This window comes from Thermopirellula anaerolimosa (assembly GCF_054657335.1).
In genome coordinates this window covers 1,243,413-1,265,299 of sequence record NZ_BAAHYX010000004.1, presented here as the reverse complement: position 1 = coordinate 1,265,299, position 21,887 = coordinate 1,243,413, and the positions used below count along the sequence as shown (strand labels likewise).

Genomic DNA, 21,887 nt, shown 5'->3' with positions numbered 1-21,887 from the left:
GATCGCTCGGCACGCAACGCCGATCTGCGCCGGCCCCGCGTTTCAGCGGGAAGGGCCGACCAAGGCCGATGCGCGAACAGCAAAGTCCGCGGTCGCCGACGCCTCGGGCCGAGGCGGTAGGAATACTACGTGTCCGTCCTCGAACAGAACGTTCCAACCGGAGACGTGAGGGGGAACTATTTCGCACGCAGAACGCGAAAAATCAGGGTCGCGGAGGAGTACGGTGTATTCATCCGCGGAACCGGCGCGGGCAGCGGCGCCCATTTGATAGACGGGCCACGCGCTGACGCTCCGTCCCCCCGTATAAGGCGTTTCGGCGACCATGGAAACCGGGGTCGGCCATGCAGCGGGGGCGGGGGCTTGCGGCTTGAAGGCGGCCAACACGGTGGGACAACACATCACGCGAGGCACAACCACCGCGGCAGGACCGATCTCATCGCCCGTCTCATCGCCCGAACGAGTGCTTTGGCCCGTCAGGTCTTCCGGCAGCAAGACCGGCAGACCGGAGAACCCAGCTAAACGCATCCCAAAATCGCTGATACCGCGATGCGCCGCGCGGAGGTTCTCGCGACATTGCGCGGCCTCGCTCCGCACCCGGTGATGGACCACGGCGGGAAACAGTAAACCGAGGAATCCGACGACCACGCAGGCCGCCACGAGAAGATCGAGCCAAGACCAGGCGGCTCCGCCGCCGCTCCAGTAGTCGCTAACGGGAGTGAAGCGGAAGGGGCCTCTCCGCCCCCGTCCGGTCCGTGTTCGCGTGATGCTCTCCACCGCCGGCACGACGCCGTCACGAACGGCGTCGAAGATGAACTGACAGGTCCGGGCGGCCAAGCCCGGCGGCGGCGAGATTTCGGGACGCGCCAATTCCAAACACCGCAGACGTCGCCGCAGGGCCGATAGCTCCTGCCGCAAATCCGTCCGCTCGCGTAACAACTGCTCGATCTTCGCCCGCTCATCGTCCTCCAGAGCGTCCAGCAGATAACCGATCAGTTGCGTCGGCGACGGTTTATCCATAGTGAGAGATCGTTTGCGTCACGTTGAGTTGCGACTCCAATTTGCGAACGGCGGTATGCAGGCGACTCTTGACGGTCCCTACGGGAATCTCCAAAATGTCCGCCGCCTCGCGATACTTCAACCCTTGGTAATACACTAACATCAAAACCTGCCGCAGGTTGTCGGGCAGGGCGTCCACGGCACGGAGCATACCCTCGCGGCGTTCCGCGGCCTGCATCTCCTCGTCGGGATCGGGATTCTCGCCGGCGACGATCTCGGCCAAACTGCCCGAGCGATTTCCATCGCTTTCGGCGGCGAATTGGCGATCCAAACTGATGTTGCGATGCCGTCGGTTCCGCCGTTGGGCGTCGATCGCCTGGTTCGTGGCTACGGCGTACAGCCAAGGCCGAAACCGCCGTTCCGGATCGAATTGGCCGCACTTCAAATGCACCTGCAAAAAGGTGCTTTGAAACGCATCCTCCGCCATTTGGAGGTCGCCCAAGTACTGGCACAGGTAACCGAATAATTCCCGTTCATAGCGGCGAACCAGTTCCTCGAAGGCCTTGGTTTCGCCTTTCTCCTGATACTCGCGTATCAGGTCCTCGTCGGACCATTCGGCCCGCGGCGGCAGTCCGGGAACGTCGGGCAAGCTGAAATCCATCGTAGTTACGGCGAACATTCGCCAATAGTTCGAGAAACCTTGCTTGGTACGGCGCAGACGACGAGGTTGAGCGCGCCGTTTCTTTCGAATTCTGCGAATACAAATCATTGTAATAGGTCCTGTGCTTTAGCGGTGGGATTTTGCGCCCTTTTTCACACACGACGGGCGGGCGGGAGCGAACCAACGATTTCCCTGACTCGTAAGCAAGCGGCGCGCCAATTACCGCAGACACAAAACATTTTGCAGAGGAAAAATCGGAGAATCTCTATAAGTCCTTGTTATTTATGGATTTCTGAAGAAAAGAAATTATCCGGCGGAAGCACGAGATTCCTTCTTATTTGGATCATCGCGCAACCCGAATGAAGGGGTCTTCGTGCAAGCACTCGCGGAAATCCGCGATCTCGCCGCCGCCGGCACGAGATTTCGGGCGAATTGCCGCGTTCAGGGGCGCAGTCGCGGCGCATTCGCGATCGGATCGCGCCCCAAGATGGGGTATTGAGGGAGCCGCGCCGAAGAGCATTTGACGCTTACGACCGGGCGAATCTATCTCGCCCAACTTGGTCGGCAGTATGAGCCGACGTTCGTGAGACGTTGAAATGGGGACCTTGCATGTCGTGCCGCCGGTGAGCGACGGTCCGCCTGGCGACGGTACCCGCCCCCGACAGTCTGCCCGACAGTTCGGCCAGCAGGTTGCCGCGAGGCAGGGCGGCCACGGCACGCCCCAAGACTTGGCCCACATGCCGCGCCGCGACAGGGAGTGAGGGGGCGCCGTCCCACCATTGCCAGAAGAAGGCCTCGGCGTCGCGAGCGTCGCGGAAGGCGTCGGCGGTGCGTGGGAACCGGCGGGCACGAACCCGCGACGACGGTTCCAGCACGCTCAGGTATCCCGCCGAGTGCAATGCCCGAACCGCCGCCGCCAGGACCCACTCCTCGCCCAGTTCGGCATCCAAGGGAATCTTGCGGATGGACTCGGTCCGGAAGAAGGCCCCCGCCGAATGAGGAAGTATTTGGGTGCGACGAGCCAACACGGTATTACCGCAGGCCACGCCCTCCTGCAACGGGACGAGTCGGCCGATGTCTTGGCGATACCCAACCCCCGCCGCAACCACCACTCCCGGCGAGTCGTGCCGCACGGCAAGGGGGACGACGGCGGCGATTCGCTCGTCTTCGAAAATCTGCGGGGCCTGGTCCGCCCAGTTCGCTTCCACCTCGTGACCGCACGGCAGGACGAACGTGACGGGCGTCTCGACTTCGGCCAGTCCCAACGCGATCGCTCGCCCCAACGAGCAACCCGGTCCGGCTTCGATGAACCGCAACTCGTCCTTCAGTCCCCAGGGGTCTGCATAGGGTTCGTCTAACACGACAATTACCCGACAACCCTCCGGTTGCGCCTCCAGCACAGAGAGAAGCGTATCCTCCAAATAAGAGAGTCGCCCGGCTACCGGAATCAAGACCGAAAGTCGCAGCACGGTTGGACCTCGCTCTAGGGAGCGGCAAACGGCGGGAATACTTGTCCGCGGCGGATCGCTGGGCACCCGCCCGAAAGGACGAATCGGGCGCCGGCTTTCCAGAGCCTCGCCAATCTTTGTCGGCCAACAACCCACGCGAAGTTTATCAGGACCGCTACGACCGCAATGTTTTTACACGGTCGTTCGCCCTGCCTCGGAAACGGATGGAAAATGGGATCTCTGGGATGACTTGAGATTGCATGGAGATGCGGAAAGAGAAGCCGGGCCGTGGAATCACGTACCCGATGTCGCGGCGTCGGCGGCAAGTGCTACCGCCCCGTGGACCATGACTTCCTCCCCTAAAGCGGCGGGTACGATGCAGTAACTGCCGAGGAGGGCGGGAAAGACATATTGATCGACCTCGCGGCGGAGCGGGGCGAAAAAGAGTTCCTCTCCCAACAACGAGACGCCGCCGCCCACCACGACGCAGGAGGGTGCCAGTAGCGTTATCATTTGGGCGACGGCCCAACCCAGCGTTCGAATCCCCCGACGGAGGACGCAATGCGCCACGGGGTTGCCCTGCCCGGCGGCTTCGCCCACCAGTTTCGTCGACAATTTCGCCGGGTCGCCGTGTGCCAATTGCAAAAGCTCTTGTGCGGCCTTTCGGAACACCTCGGACCGCCTTTCCTCCGGCGCCGGCAGGTACTCCCATTGCAAGCGACGGCGCCAACGCTGCACGGCATCCTCGTCTGCGGATGAGGCGGCGTCGTCACCCAGAATGGTGGTCACGCACACCCGGGCATTCTTGGCGATCCCCCACCCGGCGGAGTAGGACTCCAAATCGTCGTCGGGATTGCGCGCGCCGGGGCCGGGCCGAAGGTGCCCCAACTCGGCGGCGATTCCGCGACTGCCGCCGTAGATCCGGCCCTGATGGATGAGCGCCCCGCCGATCCCGGTCCCCACCGTGAAAAAGAAGACGATCTCATGCCCTTTTCCGGCACCGAATCGCGCCTCGGCCAAACCCGCCAGATCGGCGTCATTCCCCAGCACGGCGGGCAACCCCAGGGTCTCGCGGCACCAATCCGCTAAGGGAAAGTCTTCCCATCCGCGGATGTGGTGGCTGAGCAACGTGCGACCGGTTCGGGCATCCAAAGGTCCGCCGAACGCGATCCCCGCCGCCGCCGGGCGATACTCCAGGATCAGCGGAGTCGCCATCTCCGCGATCCGCGCGCGGATGCCTTCCGCCCCCTTCTCTGGCTCCACGTCGGCGCGACGGAGGGCGAGAAGCGGCGGGCCTCCCTCCTCGCCCACCCCAACTTGCAGTTTCGTTCCGCCGATTTCGATTCCTAGGAAACGCCCAGCCACGCAGATCCCTCCCGGGCGCAAATCACAAACCCGACACTGCGGATGTCGCATCCGGCGTCATCGAACGCCCCGCCGTGCCATCCCCATGCACGACGATTGGCCGCCAAGCGGCGATCACTTCTTCTCGGTCAAATCCTTGACCCGAATGTTACGGAATTCCACCCGGGTGCCGTGGCCTAAAAAGCCGATGTAGCCGCTTTCCCTGGCCAAACCCGGGTGATCTCGGTGATCCATCGGCTCGACCTTGTCCAGGTCGGCGTCCACGATGACGGTGCCGTTCAAGGTGACGCGAACATGCCGTCCCTGGCAGAGGATTTCCTCCGCATTCCACTCGCCGACAGGCTTGAGATGTCCGCGCTTCGCCGGCACGACGCCGTAGATCGAACCGTGGTATTGATAGGGCTGAAGCTTGTCTCGGTAATTCTCGCCCGAATCATCCAGGATTTGGATTTCCATGCCGCAATAGGCCGCGTCACAACCCATCGGCGTTCGGATTCCCACGCCGTTGTTTGCGTTGGGCGTGAGTTTGAATTCGAAACGGAAGATGAAGTCCCCGTATTGATTCTTGGTGTACAGGTTGCCGCCCGGCTTGCAGACCAAGACGCCGTCTTCGATGACGTATCCCTTGGTGTCGCCCTGCCATTGATCGAGCGAGGTGCCGTCGAACAAGCAGACGAACCCTTGCTCTTTCTCGTCTTGAGTCAGACAAGTTTCCGCGGCGGAGAGGGTCCCCCAAGCGGCCTGCAACAACGCCAAGGTCACAACTGCCGGAATCCCAAACGAGCGCGTCATCACATCGTACCTCCTCAAGAACAACCCAATAACCTAAAACCGCGACCCACCGCCGGTTTGCCGCAAACCGACGACTCAACGATTTTCTAACGCTGCCCATTCGGACAATCAGGCCGATGAGCGCTGGGCGAGACGATGGCACGGCGGGCACCGGCGCTCAATATACCCTCGCGCCGCGACGGTTACCAAGCCGAAGCTTTCGCGACGCCGCGACCCCGATGCACCTCGGCGGTCGAAATGGGACCGCTGCGCGAAGGCGTGCCGTCATCCTTGGAGCCAGGACCTCACGTTTTTCATGGTCCAAGGTTCGCGCTGGGCACGGGTCAGCCGAGCGTCGGCTTCCGGATCGTCCACGAAGCGTTCGGCCTCGGGGTTCCAACGCAGTTTGCGGCCCAGCATCATCGCGATATTTCCGATGTGCGCCATGGTGATGGTGCGGTGGCCGACTTCCGCCGGGGCGTAACAGGGCTGGCGCGACTTGACGCAATCGAGGAAGTTGCGGTGCTCGCCGCCCAAACCGCCGTCCTCCCGCCTCACGACCTCGCTGGGAACGAACACGCCGACTGCGGCGGGATCGACCTCCACGTCCAGCATCGGTCGCTGCGACGCCTTGAGCGAACCCCGCCACCCGTGCGATTCGATCCAACCGTCGGAGCCTTCGAAGCGGATGCCGGGCGATGAGGTCCGCCCGACGATCGGGATGTCGTAGCTCTTGCCGGTCTCCAAGTCGCCCGGTCCCGCCGAAACGCGCATCGTTACCCCGTCGGCGTACGTGTAATGGAGATCGAAAGTGGGGGCGGCGTTGTACACGGCATCCGGCGGCGGGAAGTCGCCTTTGCCTTCCACGGCCACCGGTCCGGTTCGCTCGGTATTGTGTCCCCACTGAGCCAGATCGATCATGTGCGCCCCCCAATCCGTGAGCACGCCGCCCGAAAAGGCCAAATTCCAGCGGAAGTTGCCGTGCAATCGGGCCGGCATGTAGGGCATCCAAGGGGCCTGGCCCAGCCACATCTCGTAGTTCAGATACGGCGGCGGATCTTCGACGGTGTCTTTGCCGAACATATCCTTGGCATCGCCGGTCACGCGCTGGTTGGTATTACCCATCGGTAAACGCACTTCCACGTGCCGCAACTTGCCGATCACCCCCGCCCGAACCAGCGAGATCAAGCGAATGTACACGTCGATGGAGCGGTTTTCGGACGCGGTCTGAAAGACGGCTTTATGCCGCTCCACGCTGTCGGCCAGGACGCGGCCCTCCTCCACGAACAGGGTCAGGGGTTTTTCGCAAATCACGTCCTTGCCCGCCTCCAGCGCCATGAGCGCGGGCAAAACGTGCCAGTGGTCCGGCGTGCAATTCATCAGGGCGTCCAGGTCCTTGCGGTTGATCAGCTCACGGAAGTCGCCGTAGGCGGCGCAACCGCGGTAACCATCGCCCAATTTGGGGCCGTAGTTTTGATCAACTCGATCTTTAGCGGCGGCCAGGCGCTGCGCATCCACGTCGCAGACCGCGATCACCTGGGCGTCGGCATGCCGGAAGACTTGGACAAGGTTCCAACCCACCCCGTGACCGCCACATCCCACCAACCCGATGGTGACCCGTTCGCTAGGAGCGGCAAGCCCCGCAATCCCCAGGGCGGAACCGGGAATCAACGACGGCAAGGCAAAGGCGGCGGAAAGCCGCAAGAATTGACGTCGGTGAAGATGAAGATTTTTCATGATGAATTCCTCCCATCACAACGCATGTCAAATTTCATTGCGGCGCGGCTGACTCCTTCCGCCCCACGTGAGACCAAGGCCGATCCGGCCGGAAAATAGGATACTCCCCCGCCGATCCCGCAACAAGCACGAATGATCCGCAAGAAGGTCGACTTTCTCCAAATCCACGCCGTAAAAACGAGCTAAGTTTGCTTCAGGCGGGGGGCCCGGTCCGGAGTGCAATTCCGCGACGGGGCATCAGCGTTCCATGGCGGCGGGGCATCAGGAAGCAATACGACTTAGGAGATCCGTCAAGATGTCGCTCAAGCTGAAGGTCTATGTCCTTTCCGGTTCCGTCATCGTAGTGCTGGCGGGCCTTTCCGCACTCGCTTGGCACACGTTGTCCGGATTGGATCATACCCTGGCAACCGTCGCAGAGCATCGCTTGCCGAAACTCGTCGAGGAGCGGATCAATCCCTTGCTGGACACGCATGTCGAGACCCTGGCTAGGCACGATATTCCCACGCTGTGCGGGCGCTACGAAAGCATCGCGCTCCTGCTGAACGCCGATCGCGATATGTATCAAGCCAATCTGGCCGAACACGATGCCCTAGCGGCGTCCGATAAGCAAGCGTGGGAGGAGGCGCGGAAAACGAATGAAGAAAACATCGCGCAGGCGGAGGAACGCGTCGCCAAGGCCGTCCAAGGACAGGACTCGCCGCAAATGAGGAAGCTTTACGCCGACTTCCGAGTCGCGTTCGCCGCTTGGAAAGAAAAGACGACGCAGGTGGTCGCGGCGGCCCAATCGGCGGACAAGCGGTCCGAAGCCCGTGCGATCAGCGAAAAAGAATCTCAACCGATTTTCGCAGAGGCTCGAACCATCATCGACGCCATGCAGGACGAACAGCAACGGATCATCGATGAAACGTTGAAGGAAGTGGCCGATCGCGAAGCCAAGGTCGCGGAAGGTCGCAGTGCCGTGACCGGCGCCGTGGCGGAAGCGATCCAGCTGAGTTCTTCGGGGCGACGGACTGCACGCCGCCAACTTGCCATCTTTCTGCTGGGGGCCGCCCTCAGCGCGATTCCTTGCTTCGCGTTCGTCGTGATCCTGGGTCGTTCCGTGGTCGGCCGAATAAAAAACGTTACCCACATGCTTCGCGACATCGCGGAAGGCGAAGGCGATTTGACTCGACGGTTACCCGATGACCGCAACGACGAATTGAGTGAGCTTGCCCGATGGTTCAACCGCTTCATCGACGGAGTGGAGGAATTGATCGCGGGGGTGGTGGAGAGTGCACGTCAGTTCGCGGAATCGTCGCAAGTAGTCTCGCACCGATCGCAACAACTGGCCCAGGCTTCGCTCTCGCAGACGGACAACATCGGCTCGATGCGGCACGCCGTGGAGCAACTGGCGAACTTGGTGCTCAGCGTGAGAGAGCAAGCCGCCGCCGCGGCCAAGCAGGCGGATGACACGAACCGTCTGGCGGAAACGGGCGGTGAGGCCGTCCGCAAGTCTCTGGATGCGATGGGGTCGATCCGTGCCAGTGCGGAGCACATCGGCGAGATCATCGGCGTCATCTCGGAAATCGCCGGCCAAACGAATCTGCTGGCGCTGAACGCGGCCATCGAGGCGGCGCGGGCGGGAGAACACGGAATGGGGTTCGCCGTCGTCGCCGACGAGGTCCGCAAACTCGCCGAGCGCTGCAATCAGGCCGCCTCGCAAATCACGCGCTTGATCCAAGAGTCCACGCAACGCGTCGCGGAGGGCGTTCGCATGAGCGAGGAGGTCGGTGCCGCCCTCAAGGAAATCGTCTCCGGAGCGGCAGTGACTGCACAACGCATCGCCGAGATCGCCGACGTCACCGCACTCCAAACGCAACAGGCGGACGAGGTTGTCCAGGGCATCCGCAACGCCGCTTCGCTTACGGAAAACACGTCCGCGGATACCGGCGAACTGGCTTCGTGCAGCGAGGAATTGGGCGCGCAGGCCGTCAGCCTGAACAACCTCGTTTCGCGGTTCAGGATCCGCGAGCGGATACCGGTGTCGTCCTAAGCGACTCTTCGGTTGGCTCTGGGAAGACGCGAAGACCGGCGGACTCACGCCGCATCCCGCCCGGTTGCGGCTCGTGCGTCATCGTGTGTCTCCTCTCCCGGCCCTCCGCGCAGAAGGTCGTTGCGCTGCTTGCGAAACGGTCTCGCCGATAACACAATAGGTCGTGTGAGCGGCCGGGGGAATTGCCCCGGCCGCGGCGATATCTCGTTTCCCGGGTCCTAGATGCAAGGAGAGTCTCACGATGCGGCACCGATGCAACCTGCCGGCAAGACCGGCATTCCTGGCCCTTGGAATCTTGTTCTTCGCGGTGCTTCCCGTCCGTGCCGACGTCAAGCCCGTCGCGTTGTTCACCGACCATGCCGTCTTGCAACAGCGGGCCGACATTCCCGTCTGGGGCACCGCGGATCCCGGTGAAGAGGTCGTCGTCACCCTCGGCGAGCAAAAGGCTTCCACGGTCGCCGGCGACGACGGCAAGTGGAAGGTCACCCTGGCGCCGTTGCCGGCGGGCGGACCTTACGAAATGGTCATCGCCGGCAAGAATCGAATCGTCCTGGCGGACGTGATGATCGGCGAGGTGTGGATTTGCAGCGGCCAATCGAACATGCAATGGTCCGTGGCGGCTTCCGCCAACGCCGAGCAGGAGATCGCCTCCTCCGCCAACCCCATGATCCGCCTGTTCACGGTGCCGCGGCAGGCCAAGCCGGAACCGCAGCCCGACGTGGATGCCGCTTGGGCCGTCTGCGGCCCGGAAACGGTGCCCAACTTCTCCGCCGTGGGCTATTTCTTCGGACGTTACCTGCAAAAGCAACTCAACGTCCCCGTGGGATTGATCAACACCTCGTACGGCGGGACCCCGGCGGAGGCTTGGACGACTTGGGCCAAGTTGACCTCCATGCCGGAGCTGCAACCGATCGTGGACCGCTTCCAGCAAGCCATGGAGCAGTACCCGGAGAATCTCAAGAAATACGAGGCGGCGCTCCAGGCCTATCGTGAGGAGGCTCGCGCGGCCCGCGAACGCGGCGAGCAGTTCAACAAACGACCGCCCAATCCGCCCATGGGTCCGGAGCATCCCCACAGCCCGGCGGGTTTGTACAACGCCATGATCGCGCCCCTCGTGCCCTATGCCTTCCGCGGCGCCATCTGGTATCAGGGTGAATCCAACGCCGGACGAGCCTATCAATACCGAACCCTTTTCCCGGCCATGATCGAATCGTGGCGGGAGGTCTGGAACGAGGGCGATTTCCCCTTCCTTTTCGTGCAACTGGCCCCCTTCATGAAGATCGAGTCGGAGCCGATGGAGAGCGCTTGGGCGGAACTCCGCGAGGCGCAACTGATGACCATGCTTTATTACCCCAATACCGCCATGGCGGTCATCACCGACGTCGGCGAGGAAGACGACATCCACCCCAAGAAAAAGCAACCGGTGGGGGAACGTCTGGGAATCGCAGCCCGTGCCTTGGCCTATGGAGAGAAGATCGAATACTCCGGCCCGATCTACGATCATATGGAGGTTCAAGACGGCAAGGTCGTCCTGCACTTCACCCATTTGGGCGGCGGTCTGGAATGCCGCGGCGACAAGCTGACCGGTTTCACTATGTGCGGTGAAGACCGCAAATTCGTCAACGCCGATGCGGAAATCGTGGGCGACACGGTTGTGGTTTCCAGCCCCGCCGTGCCGAATCCGGTTGCCGTCCGCTTCGGTTGGGCGAATTATCCGGTCGTCAACCTGTGGAATAAGGCCGGCCTTCCCGCCAGCCCCTTCCGCACGGATGATTTCCCGGGCGTCACCGTGGACGCGAAGTGATTTGGAAGTAGTCGGCGAGCCTCACGTCGGCTTATCCCCGACGACCCGCAGGCTCGGAATACTTCGCCCTTTCAGCGAGGTCATTTGACGTCGGTCGGCCGGTAACCTATAGCCTAATAGGCAGTCGCATTGGCATGCCAAGGGCGATAGATTGCCGGTCGGCCGTTTTTCTGCGCACAGTGCGCTCTCATCCGCCTTGGGGCGGACCGTCGCGCCGGCCAGGGTTATCGCCTGCGTCGGCGGCGAACAAGGATTTTCCGCATGGATGATTCCCAGGCCGCATTCGCCGTAAACGGCGAATCTCCCGAACAAATCCTCGACGCGATTCGCGGTCAAAGATTGCGGATCGCGGAGATTCTCGCGCGCCGTCGTGAACGATTGGGTATCGCCGAACGGGAAATATCGGGCCGCCTGGAAACCCTCGTTCGCCGCATCGACTCCTTGGCCTCCGCCTCTCAAAGCGAAGGCGCGGAGACCGAGCCGTCCGACGAGAGCGAACGGCGGCGTCAACGCGAACGGGAACTGGAATCGCTGCTGCGGCAAAAGGAGGAAGAGCTTGCCGCACTCCAAGCCCGGCAGCAATCCTGGAACGAAGAATCGCGCCGCCTCCGAGAGGAATCGCAGCAACGCGAAGCCGCCGCCCGGGAGTTATCCGCCGAACTGCAAGCCCTGCGGGAGACCTGCGCCGATCTGGAAGCACGCTTGGCCGGTTTGCAGCAGCGGCACCAAGAGTTGGCGACCGCCCATGCCGACGCATCGGCGCAACTGGCCGAACAAGCCGCGATTCGCGACCAACTGGAAAAGTCGCGGCAGCGGGAACAGAGCCTTCAATCGGTGCTGCTCGACAAAGAAGCCGAGATCGCCAGGCTCCAAGCGGAACACGATCGCCGCGATCAAGAGATTCGCGCCGCCGCCGAAATCGCCGAGCATGCGCGGGCGGAATTGTCCGCCGAACGCGTTCAACGCGAGGCCCTTCGCGAGGAATGCGAGGAAATACGTAGCCGCCTGACGAGCCTGCAACAGAGGCATCAGGAATTGGCGACCCAACACCAGCAGGCCGTGACGGCGAAGGATGAGGCCGAGGCCGCCTTAGCCGCCGCCGAAACGCGACTGGAGGCACTCCGCGAACAGGCCGTGTCCGCCCGCGGCGAACTCGAGACCCTCCGCGCCGAAGTTCAGACGCTCCGGCAACGCGAGGCGATCTGGGCGGAAAAAGAGGAAGATGCGGCAAAGACGCGGGCTGAGGTCGAATCCTTGCGTCAATCGCTCCGCGCGATCGAGAGCGAAAAGGAAGAGTTGCTTCGCGGCGAGGAATCTTTGCGACGGGAATTGCGGCAACGCGAGCAGGAGATTCGCGCTGCGACCCAGCGGCAGGCCGATCTGGCCGCGGAATACGAGGCCGAGCGGCGTCGTTGGACCGAGCAGTGGAACGATCGCGAGTCGCAATTGGCCGCCCTGGTCGCCCGATGCGAGGAGCTGGAAGCCCGACTGGAACAAGCGGGGACGGCCGAACCAGCCGCTGCGCCGGACGAGGAAATGGCGCGGCGCTACGAGTTGGCCATGCAGGACCTACGGGAGTGGCGGCTTCGCTGCGCGGAATTGGAAAAGAGGCTGGCCGAGGCGGAGAGTCGCCGGGCCCAAGCCGCCCAATCCGCAGCCTCTGCGTCCGCCGGGGGGATATCGAACTGGGAAATCGAAAAGCAGCGAATCCTGGCCGCCCTGGAGGCGGAAGGCGACGAGGACGACGAGGAAGCCCGCGCAACGCATCTGAAGATTCAGGACGTGGTCAAGAAGACCGAGGCCGCACTCGCGGACAAAGACCGAGAAATCGCGGAGTTGCGAAGCCTGCTGGAGAATCAGTCGGCCAACATCGGCTCCATGGCGGTCGGCGCCGCGGCCCTTGGTCAATTCCTCGAGCAGGACGAGATCATCCGCCAGCAACGCGAGCACCTTCGCCAGTTGGAGGAGGAGTGGAAGGAAAAACTCCGCCAAGCGGAACTAGAGATTTCGCGCGAACGGGCTAAGATCGCCCGAGAACGCGCCGCGCTCGAAGAACGGCAGCGCCAATGGAATGAACAGCATCACGAACGCGACGAGGCCAAGTCGGCCGGCGACGCGAAGGGCAAGTCCCAGCGCGGACGGTGGCTTAGTCGATTGGGATTGTCCTCCGAGGAGGATGCCGAAGGCGGCAAGTAAGCGGCCTCGCAATGCCAGGGCCGTCCGCGCCGCGCGAGGTTTTCGTCGGAGCGGCGGCGGCTTTTCTACGCCGCGCCCGTGTTGCAACCGTCACTCTTTGGGGAGCGTGAAGCCTTTGAGGAACCAACCGTCGTTCTCGGCCTTGCCGAAAAGCCCTGCCGGTCCCAGGTGCCGTCTCACCACCTCGTAGTCCGGCAACTTGCTTCCGTCGATCCGCTGTTCCCGCGGCTTCCCCGGTTCCGGGGCCAGCAACGAATTGAGCAATCGCCCCGTCAACGTTTGGCTCTCCGGCATTTTCCCCTGGCGAATCAGCTCGTAAGTGGGACGATACGCCTCATCCGTCAGAGAGAACGACTTGAGGCACGCCTCCTCGCCGCCCAATTTCTCGATCCGCTCCATGACGGTCAAATACTCCGGATTCCGTTCCAGCGATTCCCGGGCTTGATCGCGATTCAAAAGGGCGACCAGGTAGTCGTAGTGCGAGGCGATCAACAGATAGCCGTCGTAGACCGTGAGCGATGCATTGGGGAAGATCGGCGAAGACTCCTCCTCCGCCGGCGCTTCGCTTTCTCCCACCCCGGGAATGCCTTCCAAATTCAAGCCGGGCAGTTCTTTCTTCTCCTCCGGCAGGCCTTCCCAAATGATGCGACCGTTATGCTCCCGCCGCTCGAATCGGGCCTCGTGTTGGAACATTTTGTCGAGGGCCTTGGCGGCGGCATCGGCATCCTTGACTTCCACCGCCACCAGCACCCGCTCGCTGGTCGGCGTGATCGGCAGCTCGTATTGCGTGAAGACCACGATTCGCCGGCCGAAATGCACGAAGAATTCGTTTCTCAAGTCGAATTGCGGCCCCGTCGGATCATTCTTGAGGCTATCCAGTACGTCTTGCCAAACACCTTCCTCGCCTTCGCCGATGGTTTGATCGAAGACCGGTCCCACGTTATCAAAGGCGTTCAGCACGTCGCAGTAGCCGGTGGCATAGGTGGCCAGGTCGCGCGGCACGAACTTGGGCGTCGTGAATTCCTTGGAATTGGGGAAACTGAAGATTTTGGCCGATTTTTCCAGCGGCCCAGGCGCGTAAACGAACGTGCGGTGGATCAATTCGTAGGGTTCCACGGCCACATCGACGAAACCGCCGATGCCTTGCAGGGCCGAAAAGCCCGCCGCCTTCAGGGCCTCCGCCAAACGTCGTTCCCGCTTGCGCCGCTCCGGCGGAATGGCGGATCGCACGGCGGCGGTGTAACCGAACGGCTCAATGAACCAGCGAATCTGCGGCACACCGCCTTCCGCATCCTCCGCGCAGCGTTCCATGATCCGCGCGAAGGCCTTTTGCTGGGCGAGGGTGGCCGCCGAATCGCCGCCCATCCGTTTCAGTACGCCCTCGATCGTCGCGGTGCTGTCCGCCGCCACCAAGTACCGGTCATCCAGATGGAATACCACACGACGCACACCGCGGCGCTCGTCCTCCGGCAGCGTGACGATCGTGACTTCCTTGCCGGCGATCCGCTCGGCGGTCGTGGAACCGCCTTGGTCTCGCACGTCCCGGATTACCCGGTCCACGACTCCTTGGGTTTCCGTCCTTTTTCCCGCGATCTCCAAGACGGCGGCCAATCCGGCCTGCGAGTCGGCGTCGGAGTACAACACCGCAATTCCCAGCCCGCCCGTCACGATCGACTCCAATTCATCCAAACGAATGCCCAAGCGACTGCGGATGCCGTCGAACCTCGCCTCCACCTGTGCCCGCAAATCCTGCACGAAAGGCTCGAGCGCAGGGTCTTGCAGCAGTTGGCCCAACTGCGTTTGTTGTATGTGATCCCGGAGATCCGGCAGGTTGCTGATCGCCAAGAACCCCCGCGTGTGATCCGGAAACATCGTCTCGGGTCGAAATTCTTCGCCCGCGGCGCGGAGCGACATGGAGAAGGCGAAAACAAGCAACAACACAATCCCCGTCGGGGATGCTTGGCGGATCCGTTCCTCAGTCAACACCGGTGAATCTCCTTGTCGTCGGTCCGTCGGTCGCGCCGGACGGAGGGTGCAGTCGTCCGATTCTCAACTTGTGCTTGAAAGTTTAGCGAGATTCGGGCTTTTGTTCTAGATCGACCGCCACCCCCGCGGAGGCTCACGACCTTTCGCGCTCCAAATCGACCGGCTACCAAATCGGTCGGGAGCGTCCTGCGTCCGCAGGCTCGCCGGCGGGCGATGTCGGTGTTCGCAAAGAAAGGCCCCCCGCGAGAGTTCCAGGGAATTGCCGAATCGCGTGGTGGAAAAGAGGATGGGCGGAGCGAATCCGGAACGGGTTCGAAACGCTCGCTACGGACGCCGTGTCGCTTCCGACGCCTGGAAACGCGACCACGAATGCTTCGCCCGCCAACTTATCCGAAAGATCTCGCTCGCCGTCACCAGCCCGATATATCGCGGTATCTTGCACCTTCACCAAACGGAAGGCCGCCGGCCTCGTCCGCCCTTTTGCACTCATTGGTAACCTCACCGTGCAACCCGGCTTTTTGGATGGCTGATTAAGGCATTGCCATTCACGGCGCAAGGGGACATTTTCATTCGTCGGTAACAACACCCTTATCGGCGGCGGTTTGCAAGGCTTCCTCTTTCCGTTACTCTTGAAGGTCTGCATCGAGACGGGTTGTTGGTGCATGCCATCGGAAAGGTTGGGAGATTCGCTGTGATGAAATGCCCCCGGCAAGAACGTCATCCTCAGCACGATGATTTCCTCTCCAGTCGGCGCATTTTCCCGCCGGGTTTGACCGGCAAGGAACCGCTAGCGGACGTTTTGGACACCGTTTTTCTGGCCTACAACGGAGCACGGCTCCGAGAAGGGGCCCAACTCTTCGTCCGCAAGATGCTGGAATCGGACGTCACGGTCGGCATGTCGCTGGCGGGAGCGTTGACGCCCGCCGGATTGGGCGCATCCTGCGTCGTTCCCCTCATCGAGGCCGGCTTCGTGGATTGGATCGTCTGCACGGGCGCCAATCTCTACCACGATCTGCATTTCGCGTTCAATTACCGCCTCGTGGCGGGCGACTTTCGCATCGACGATCGCACGCTCCACGAGGTCGGCGTGGTCCGCATCTACGACGTCTTGCTCTCCTTGGACGAGTGCCTGATCGAAACCGATCGCCGCGTCCAGGAGATGCTCGACCGACCCGAGTTCCAGCGGAGTCTCACCACCGCCGAATTGCACTATCACATGGGAAAATACGCGGCGGAGGCGGAGGAAAAGGCGGGCCTGCCGCACGTCTCGGTTCTGGCGGCAGCCTACCGCAACGGCGTACCGATTTATACCAGTTCGCCGGGCGATTCCACCATCGGCATGGTCGCCGCCGAGCGTTGGTTGCAAGGGAGCAGCCTACGACTCGATCCTTTGGCGGACGTCAGCGAGACGACCGCCGTGTATTACTGGTCGAAGACCGAGGATCGCAAATCGGCCGTCCTCATTTTCGGAGGGGGAAGCCCCAAGAACTTCGTGCTGCAAACCGCGCCCCAGGCCTCGGACATTTTAGGACTGGACACGCCCGGCCACGACTACTTTCTGCAATTCACGGATGCCCGGCCCGATACAGGCGGATTGTCGGGCGCGACTCCCCAGGAGGCGGTAAGCTGGGGCAAGGTCGATCCGGAACATGTGCCCGACTCGGTGGTTTGTTATGTAGATTCGACCGTGGCCATGCCCCTCGTGACGGCGTACGCGTTGGCGCGGCGGCAACCTCGACCGCCGAAACGCCTCTATGATCGGCGGGCCGAACTGCTGGAGTATCTGCGGCAGGCGTATCTCCAGGCGAAAGCCGACGGCTGACCGGATGGGCCGAGAATTCGTCCCCGGCGGGCGACCGCGGTTCCCTGCCGCGCCTACAATATTGGCATCATGGACTCCGCCGTTTCCCGTGTCCGCGTCCGCCCCACACGCCAAGGGCTTTACTACCTAGCCCTGACTCTCGGGATTTTCTTGGCGGCCTGTTCGCGGCAGGTGAACCTCCTGCTGCTGATGGCGGGTTTCGTCGCCGGGCCTTGCATCTTCGGGTGGTGGCTCGCCCGAGGCAATCTCCGCGGCCTCCGATTGCGGCGACGTCTGCCGCGCGGCATTTGTGCGGGCGATCTTCTGGTCGGGCGGTTCGAAGTCGAAAACCGCCGGGGATATCGTCCTCACTGGTCCATTCGCATCGAGGACTCGGTCCGGCGGACGACCCCGAACGGAGATTCCTCGGCGGCGTCGCGCGGCGTGGAAGTCGCCGCGCTCTTCCGCGTCATTGCCGGCAAAGATACCCAAAGCGAGACCTTCCAGGCGCGCTTGCTTGCCCGCGGGCGCTACGAATGGGGGCCCGTGCGTGTTCGTTCGCGATTTCCGTTCGGTCTGTTCGAAGCCGCGTGCACGGTGGAGAATCGCGAAACGCTTTTGGTATACCCCTGCCTGGGCAAGTTGACGCGGCAGTGGTTCCAACGCGCCCACCACGACTACGACGGTCGTGCCCGTCGCGAAACGCGACGCCATCGCATGTCCGGCGATTTCTTCGGTCTTCGCGAATGGCGTTCGGGAGATAGTCCGCGGTATATCCACTGGCGGCGTTCCGCGAGATTGCAGCAATTCATGGTCAAGGAGTTCGACCAGCCTCGCAACGAAGACGTCGCAATTCTGCTGGCGCTCTGGGAACCGAAGACGCCCAGCGACGCCGATCGCCGGCACGTGGAGGAGGCGGTCAGTTTCGCCGCCACGGTGCTCGACGACCTCTGCCGCAAAGGCGGGGGCAACGTGAGCCTGATCGTATCGGGCGAGCAGGTGGATCGCATCACGGGCCCGGCCTCTCCCGGTTTGCTCGATCGGGGATTGGAGAGCCTGGCCGTGGCGACGGCGACGCATCGCGATCCCATGGCACCGCTGCAAGCGACCCTGCGTTCGGTTGTCGCCGCCGAGGTCATCTTGGTGACGACATATCCGCTTAGCGCGCCGACCACCGACAACGGTAACGGTGCGACGAGGGATGTTCGATTCGCCGGGCAGGGTCGTTCCGTCCGTTTGCTGGACGTCGCCGCAGGGGGACTGCGCAACTATTTTCAATACCTTCCGCCCGCGGTGAGATTTGCCTCTCTGCAAGGGGACTCCTTGCCGGCGAATTCGACGTCCCAAGGCCCCGCGACCGATCGTGAGGCCGCTCCATCGCCCGGAGGATGACCGCGAGACCATCGTCGCGAAGAGTGCTATGAATCGTGCGGAGCTGGTCAAACTCGAACGAAGGTTGCAGGCGTGCGTGGCGATCTTGGCCGCGCTCGGAACGACCCTGCTGGGCATGGGCGAGCAAAACGCCGTGCTGCCCTGGGCCGCCGCTTTCGCCTCCTTGGCGTCCTTCGTCCTCACGGATCGCCTGGGACTGCTTCTTCCGCCGCGCTGGCTTACCAACGCGGCCATGCTCATCGCCCTGTTTCTGGTTGCGACCGAGGTCTTTCGCAATGAAGGCACCATGCAAGTGCTGGTCGTGGCGAATTTCCTCGTGTACCTCCAGATCATCCTCCAGTTCCAAAAGAAGGATGCCCGCGTCTATCGCTACCTGCTGGTAATCAGCTTGTTTCAGGTGGTGTCCGCGGGAGCCTTCTATCAGAGCTTTCCGTTCGTCTTGCTCCTGGCGTTCTACTTGGCTGTCGGGTTGGCCTCGCTCTTGCTCTTGACGGTCTACGAGCAGGTCCTCCGCGGCGGGCAAGCGACCGATGCGGGAGGCGCCGTCGCGGGGCAAGACGGCAGCGAAAGCCCCGCCTTTCTGCTTGTTCAACCCGCCGATTCCGCCCCATCCGCGCCGCGTCGCGGCGTGCCGGAACTCAACGGCGCGCTTCTGGTGCGCATGCTGATTTTGGCCGGCGCGACGATTGGGTTCGCGGCGATACTTTTCGCGGCGGTTCCTCGATTGAGCGGGGGGGCATGGCAAGGACCGGGCGCACGGATGGTCCGCGGCATCGGTTTCAACAACCAAATGCGGTTGGGCGAGGTGGGTTCCCTCATCGAAGATGCCTCTCCCGTTATGCGCGTGCAATTGGAGGACGCATTCACCGGGGATTCCATTTCAGCCGCCGGCACCGTCTATCTCCGCGGCGCCTCGTTTGCCCGCTATGCCGACAAACGTTGGTTGGCCCCGTTTTACCCCTGGTCGCCCCCGATGACGTCGTTGCCGACGCTGCGGCCTCAGCCCGGTCGACGGTTCGTTCGCCAACGCATCACCTTGGAACCGATCGAGACGCCGGAATTGTTCGGCATTTGGCCCTATGGTCGAACCGAGGAGGGCGAGTTCATGTACGACCCCGTGGAAACCCGCCTGTTCCGGATGTCCGGCAGCACCGAACAGCGTACCACTTACACCTTGACCACGACGGCGTTTTCCGGCGAAACGCTGACCGATTGGGCTCCAGCTTTGGAGCCCATCCACACTCGGCTCTATCTTGACGTCCCCGAAGACGTATCGCCGGAGGAGTGGGATCGTCGCTTTCAATCCCCGAGTCCGCCGTGGAGCTATTGGGGTTCCCCGCCGCGACCGCGACCGCCGCCTCCCCCGCCGCCCGGCGGTTGGGATCGGCTGCGACGCCTAGCCGACGATTGGGCGGCCGAATTCGCCGCGGAGACGTCCTTTTCTCCCACCGACCATTACCGCCTGGCCTTGTATTTCGAACGGAATTTGGCGTCGTCGGGCGAATTCCGCTACAGCCTGGAGTCGCCCCGCCGCAATCCCGTCCTGGATCCGATCGTCGATTTCCTGACCGACCATCGCGAGGGCCACTGCGAGTATTTCGCCTCCGCGTTGGCCCTGCTGCTCCGCTGCCGCGGTGTGCCTACCCGCGTGGTCATCGGTTTCAAATGCGACGACTACAACCCGTTCGGCGATTTTTATCAGGTCCGCCAACAGGACGCCCATGCCTGGGTCGAGGTCTACCTGGCGCCCGACAAGATTCCCGAACGATTCCGCGTCGAGGCCCCGGCGGAATGGTTTGCCAACGGAATCTGGTTGCGTCTCGATCCGACCCCGCCCGACCGGGACGCCATGTCCGCCGCCCGCAAACCTTGGAATCGCTTTGCCCAAACCTTCAATTGGCTCGACTTCGTGTGGCTGAAGTACGTGGTGCAGATGGATCGTCCGCGCCAGCGCGAGGCGGTCTATCAACCCGCCGTGGATCGCTCGCGTCGGCTCATGCAAACGATTTGGGACCACACCCTGGGCCGGCGGGATGCGACCGCCCTGACGCAAGCGGTGCGTGACGCGATGGCCTCCCCCCTGGGCCGGGTTGCGACCGTCGCGGTCGTGACGGTCTTCACGCTGGTCTCGCTTGGCCTGTGGATGCTTTGGCGCTTTCCCGTTCGCCGCGCAAAACTTCTGCGACGCCTGGGCGTCCGCTCCGGCTATTTGATCTCGCCCAAGCGGTTAGGATTGGAGTTTTACCACGAATTCGAGAAGATGCTGGCCGCCCACGGTCGTCGCCGTCCCCCCGACCGCACCCCCCGTCGCTTCATGGAAGAGGTCGCCGCCACGATTCCAGGTTCCTCCGCCCCTGAAGATTTTCATACCGAGTTACTCGAATCGGGCTACCGCATCGTCGATCTGTATTACCGAGGAAGGTACGCCGAACGGTATCCCGGTCCCGAAGAGACCGCCCAGGCGCTGGACGCCCTGGAGCGTTGGCAGGCGGCACTCCACCGAAGTTGCCCTTGAATTCGGGTTTCCATGGTGCGTATCGAGCCGCAAAGATCGCAAACAATTTGATTGACATTCCGCGCAATCTTTTTTATAGTAGGCCGCATGGTTATCGGGTCTTTATGTCGTTTGTCGAGAAAGGAGAGTGCCGTGAGGGGACGAGAACGCTTGTCGTCATGCCGGCGTCTGCGGGGCTTCACATTGGTGGAACTGTTGGTGGTGATTGCCATCATCGGGATTTTGATCGCCTTGCTTCTGCCTGCCGTGCAGGCCGCCCGGGAAGCCGCCCGGCGATCCCAATGCACCAACAACCTCAAGCAGATCGGCCTCGGCCTACACAATTATCACGACGTGCTGAAGACCCTGCCGCCCGGTTCGTTCAACCTCCGCGAAGCCTGGCCCTCCAGCGGCACCAATTGGCGCTGCATGATTCTTCCGTACATCGAACAGAAACCGCTGTACGATCAGCTTCAGTTCCGGTCCGATCAGCCGTATACCTTCATGGGCGGTGGGGCGGCTGGTACCAATGCCTTGTACGGTAACCAAGTCTTGCGGCGTATGTTGATCCCGGTCTATCGCTGCCCGTCGACGAACATCCCGCAATTCGACAACGTCAACGATCCGGTCGTCAATAACGAGCAGGAAACCATGATGGTGACGTATGCCGGCATCCAAGGCGCCGCGCAACCGGTTCCCGGCCCGGATCCCACGATCGGCACCCGAGACTGCGGCCACGGTTGGTCGTGCAACAACGGCATGATGCCCGCCAACGAATGCTACGGCCTGGAATACTGTCGCGACGGCACCTCGAATACCATGCTGGTGGGTGAACAATCCGGCTTGGTGCAAAGGAAGAACCGCACCTCCAACTATTACGGCGGGTGGTACGGCAGTCGTCATCCCCGGCCCATCGGCGCGTCGTCCTGTAGCGATCTCTGGCAAACCGGCAGCACCTGCGTCCGTTTCGGACCGAATTCGCAAATCGTGCAAACCGGCGCCACGGAGAACAAGTACCGCAATAATACCGTCATCAATTCCGAACACCCGGGCGGTGTCAACGCCTTGTTCACGGACGGCAGCGTCCACTTCATCAGCGATACGATCGACTTGATGAACCTCAAACGGTTGGCCTGCCGCTTGGACGGCGAGCCTACGCCGGAGTTCTGATATCGGCCTACGGGTGCCGACCAACCGGGGGACC

At 62.5% G+C, this 21,887-nt stretch carries 14 protein-coding genes; 7 read left to right on the top strand and 7 right to left on the bottom strand.

The window, feature by feature from the left end:
* Nucleotides 1-42 precede the first annotated feature (42 nt).
* The 6 genes from ACYQ6J_RS05300 to ACYQ6J_RS05275 all read right to left on the bottom strand — a co-directional run bounded on the left by ACYQ6J_RS05300 (nucleotide 43) and on the right by ACYQ6J_RS05275 (nucleotide 6,978).
* The gene (locus tag ACYQ6J_RS05300; RefSeq protein ID WP_460183155.1) at nucleotides 43-1,017 is read right to left on the bottom strand and encodes a hypothetical protein; all 975 of its coding nucleotides are present in this window, start codon (nucleotides 1,015-1,017) and stop codon (nucleotides 43-45) included.
* A complete protein-coding gene (locus ACYQ6J_RS05295; RefSeq protein WP_460183154.1) occupies nucleotides 1,010-1,675 on the bottom strand; it encodes an RNA polymerase sigma factor in 666 nt (221 codons plus the stop codon). The genes ACYQ6J_RS05300 and ACYQ6J_RS05295 overlap by 8 nt, the downstream gene beginning before the upstream one ends.
* A gap of 509 nt (nucleotides 1,676-2,184) precedes the next feature.
* A complete protein-coding gene (locus tag ACYQ6J_RS05290; RefSeq protein WP_460183153.1) occupies nucleotides 2,185-3,126 on the bottom strand; it encodes a hypothetical protein in 942 nt (313 codons plus the stop codon).
* 273 nt (nucleotides 3,127-3,399) lie between these two features.
* Nucleotides 3,400-4,470, bottom strand: a complete 1,071-nt coding sequence (locus tag ACYQ6J_RS05285; RefSeq protein WP_460183152.1) for an ROK family protein — start codon at nucleotides 4,468-4,470, stop codon at nucleotides 3,400-3,402.
* A 114-nt stretch (nucleotides 4,471-4,584) separates the two neighbouring features.
* Nucleotides 4,585-5,262: a 3-keto-disaccharide hydrolase gene (locus ACYQ6J_RS05280; RefSeq protein WP_460183151.1), complete on the bottom strand. Its 678-nt coding sequence runs from the start codon at nucleotides 5,260-5,262 to the stop codon at nucleotides 4,585-4,587.
* Nucleotides 5,263-5,526: 264 nt separating this feature from the next.
* On the bottom strand, nucleotides 5,527-6,978 hold the full coding sequence (locus ACYQ6J_RS05275; RefSeq protein ID WP_460183150.1) for a Gfo/Idh/MocA family protein: 1,452 nt from the start codon (nucleotides 6,976-6,978) through the stop codon (nucleotides 5,527-5,529).
* A 295-nt stretch (nucleotides 6,979-7,273) separates the two neighbouring features.
* On the opposite strand from ACYQ6J_RS05275, the gene ACYQ6J_RS05270 reads away from it, so the two are divergent.
* The 3 genes from ACYQ6J_RS05270 to ACYQ6J_RS05260 all read left to right on the top strand — a co-directional run bounded on the left by ACYQ6J_RS05270 (nucleotide 7,274) and on the right by ACYQ6J_RS05260 (nucleotide 13,010).
* A complete protein-coding gene (locus ACYQ6J_RS05270) occupies nucleotides 7,274-9,010 on the top strand; it encodes a methyl-accepting chemotaxis protein (RefSeq protein WP_460183149.1) in 1,737 nt (578 codons plus the stop codon).
* Nucleotides 9,011-9,251: 241 nt separating this feature from the next.
* Nucleotides 9,252-10,814, top strand: coding sequence for a sialate O-acetylesterase (locus ACYQ6J_RS05265; protein WP_460183148.1), 1,563 nt, complete (start codon nucleotides 9,252-9,254; stop codon nucleotides 10,812-10,814).
* Nucleotides 10,815-11,075: 261 nt separating this feature from the next.
* A complete protein-coding gene (locus ACYQ6J_RS05260) occupies nucleotides 11,076-13,010 on the top strand; it encodes a coiled-coil domain-containing protein (protein WP_460183147.1) in 1,935 nt (644 codons plus the stop codon).
* A 90-nt stretch (nucleotides 13,011-13,100) separates the two neighbouring features.
* Here the strand turns inward: ACYQ6J_RS05260 and ACYQ6J_RS05255 are convergent, their stop codons facing one another.
* Nucleotides 13,101-14,996 (bottom strand): hypothetical protein, encoded by a 1,896-nt coding sequence (locus tag ACYQ6J_RS05255; protein ID WP_460183146.1) that lies wholly within the window; start codon nucleotides 14,994-14,996, stop codon nucleotides 13,101-13,103.
* 694 nt (nucleotides 14,997-15,690) lie between these two features.
* On the opposite strand from ACYQ6J_RS05255, the gene ACYQ6J_RS05250 reads away from it, so the two are divergent.
* The 4 genes from ACYQ6J_RS05250 to ACYQ6J_RS05235 all read left to right on the top strand — a co-directional run bounded on the left by ACYQ6J_RS05250 (nucleotide 15,691) and on the right by ACYQ6J_RS05235 (nucleotide 21,853).
* The gene (locus tag ACYQ6J_RS05250; protein WP_460183145.1) at nucleotides 15,691-16,818 is read left to right on the top strand and encodes a homospermidine biosynthesis protein; all 1,128 of its coding nucleotides are present in this window, start codon (nucleotides 15,691-15,693) and stop codon (nucleotides 16,816-16,818) included.
* A 69-nt stretch (nucleotides 16,819-16,887) separates the two neighbouring features.
* Nucleotides 16,888-18,189 carry a DUF58 domain-containing protein gene (locus ACYQ6J_RS05245; protein WP_460183144.1) on the top strand — a complete coding sequence of 434 codons (1,302 nt, stop codon included), beginning with the start codon at nucleotides 16,888-16,890 and terminating at the stop codon, nucleotides 18,187-18,189.
* Between the two features lie 28 nt (nucleotides 18,190-18,217).
* Nucleotides 18,218-20,704 (top strand): transglutaminase TgpA family protein, encoded by a 2,487-nt coding sequence (locus ACYQ6J_RS05240; protein WP_460183143.1) that lies wholly within the window; start codon nucleotides 18,218-18,220, stop codon nucleotides 20,702-20,704.
* 132 nt (nucleotides 20,705-20,836) lie between these two features.
* The gene (locus tag ACYQ6J_RS05235; protein WP_460183142.1) at nucleotides 20,837-21,853 is read left to right on the top strand and encodes a DUF1559 family PulG-like putative transporter; all 1,017 of its coding nucleotides are present in this window, start codon (nucleotides 20,837-20,839) and stop codon (nucleotides 21,851-21,853) included.
* The last annotated feature ends 34 nt before the right edge of the window (nucleotides 21,854-21,887 follow it).

What these genes read in the sequence shown, in the direction of transcription:
- ACYQ6J_RS05300 (WP_460183155.1), bottom strand. Translation starts at nt 1,017, where the DNA reads ATGGATAAACCGTCGCCGACGCAACTGATCGGTTATCTGCTGGACGCT.
- ACYQ6J_RS05295 (WP_460183154.1), bottom strand. Translation starts at nt 1,675, where the DNA reads ATGTTCGCCGTAACTACGATGGATTTCAGCTTGCCCGACGTTCCCGGA.
- ACYQ6J_RS05280 (WP_460183151.1), bottom strand. Translation starts at nt 5,262, where the DNA reads ATGACGCGCTCGTTTGGGATTCCGGCAGTTGTGACCTTGGCGTTGTTG.
- ACYQ6J_RS05275 (WP_460183150.1), bottom strand. Translation starts at nt 6,978, where the DNA reads ATGAAAAATCTTCATCTTCACCGACGTCAATTCTTGCGGCTTTCCGCC.
- ACYQ6J_RS05270 (WP_460183149.1), top strand. Translation starts at nt 7,274, where the DNA reads ATGTCGCTCAAGCTGAAGGTCTATGTCCTTTCCGGTTCCGTCATCGTA.
- ACYQ6J_RS05265 (WP_460183148.1), top strand. Translation starts at nt 9,252, where the DNA reads ATGCGGCACCGATGCAACCTGCCGGCAAGACCGGCATTCCTGGCCCTT.
- ACYQ6J_RS05260 (WP_460183147.1), top strand. Translation starts at nt 11,076, where the DNA reads ATGGATGATTCCCAGGCCGCATTCGCCGTAAACGGCGAATCTCCCGAA.
- ACYQ6J_RS05250 (WP_460183145.1), top strand. Translation starts at nt 15,691, where the DNA reads ATGAAATGCCCCCGGCAAGAACGTCATCCTCAGCACGATGATTTCCTC.
- ACYQ6J_RS05245 (WP_460183144.1), top strand. Translation starts at nt 16,888, where the DNA reads ATGGACTCCGCCGTTTCCCGTGTCCGCGTCCGCCCCACACGCCAAGGG.
- ACYQ6J_RS05240 (WP_460183143.1), top strand. Translation starts at nt 18,218, where the DNA reads ATGAATCGTGCGGAGCTGGTCAAACTCGAACGAAGGTTGCAGGCGTGC.